The sequence below is a fragment of the Nitrososphaera sp. AFS genome, from assembly GCF_009898475.1.
Classification (GTDB): domain Archaea; phylum Thermoproteota; class Nitrososphaeria; order Nitrososphaerales; family Nitrososphaeraceae; genus Nitrosopolaris.
Window position 1 is genome coordinate 1 of record NZ_QURE01000109.1, and the last position, 1,380, is coordinate 1,380.

At 37.2% G+C, this 1,380-nt stretch carries 1 protein-coding gene; it reads left to right on the top strand.

From position 1 onward, the window contains the following. Positions 1–1,121: 1,121 nt before the first annotated feature. The coding region (locus tag DYY65_RS12565; protein ID WP_236561785.1) for a hypothetical protein at positions 1,122–1,380 on the top strand (259 nt) is incomplete at its 3' end.

Here is a 1,380-nt window from a genome sequence, read left to right on the forward strand (position 1 = left end):
CCAGAATACTGGTTCAAATATGTTATCTGAACCTCCAATCAGTACGACGTATTCTCATTAATTAAACAGCCATCTTATGATAAAAGGACCTTATTGGAGAATAACTAACATTTCATGTTGTTAAGGTTGATACTGAAAGACCGTTGTACTAGGCTGGACTGTAATCGATGCCCAGAACATACTTGCCTAGGTTATGTGAGATTGGTACTGGGATATGCACAGGGGATATGCACAGTACAGTAGTTAATGGTTAAATGAACAGACTGACAGACAGACTACAACCAGTCAGTCGGCAGGGATAGCTACCTAGACATGAAACCAGTTGTAGTCTGCGTGGGTGGTGATATGCGTGTTACCCGTTATAGTATAGTTACGGTAGATAATAAGTAAATCTGGGTTAGAAGTAAGAAAAAATGGTGCCTACGGAAAGTAAGTAAGGCCACGTTCAAGTAAGGAGATCTGGCTCCGTTGTGGCCGATTAGATATTGTTTTAGCCATTCATTAACACGGACCAAAAGTTACGAAAATTAATTTCATTTATCTAAGCGGGTTACTGTTAACCATAAGGTAGATATCTGTTCTTGATGACGACCAACGCTTCGCATATTTGTTAATAAGAAATGAGTCTAAGATAAACTTTATCGCCCAAATTAACACAAAATATCACTCTCTTCAATTATTGAGATGTTTTAAATCAGATAATTGAAATTGTCTGCCATATTTGACAAATGCTGTAAATAAAACATGCTTCTAGGATGGCTAATACCATAGTTCTACAAAGCCATATCGTAGGTTTTTTTCCACCTAACCATACAAAAGAAAGAAAAAAAATGGATTTTCAAGATAGAAATGGATTTTCAAGATAGGAATGATAGTATTAGCGGTGGTGGTGGTGGTGGAGTGCGTTCCTATACGCCACTACACAAAATAGCCAACATTTGCTTATCAAACGGCTACTCAGTGCTATATGGTGCTGAGTCAGCTCTGCCAAAGAACAGATACTTGGGAGTATAGAGAATACTAGTAATTCAAAACAGGTTCAAGAAAAAATCTCAAATGGATTTCTAACAATAGTTGATATAGACTCTATACACGAGCAGTGTGGCATTAATCATGATTCCTTGGTAGAATTCTGGAATTCCAGTGTTAAGCTGGCCGATGAAAGAGCACAATCCTCCAAAGGCACAATAATGTTTAGTGCTCCTGATTCGTATTTTAACCATAATCAACATGGTACGTTCTTTATGTTTGAAACCACAATGGGAAAAACATTTTCCACGAACAAAAGTATGATTTGTTGGTACAGGGATAAATGGTTGAAAGATTTGTCTTTGGCTTCTCTTATAAAAATACTGACTACTCACAAGCATACTATCCATG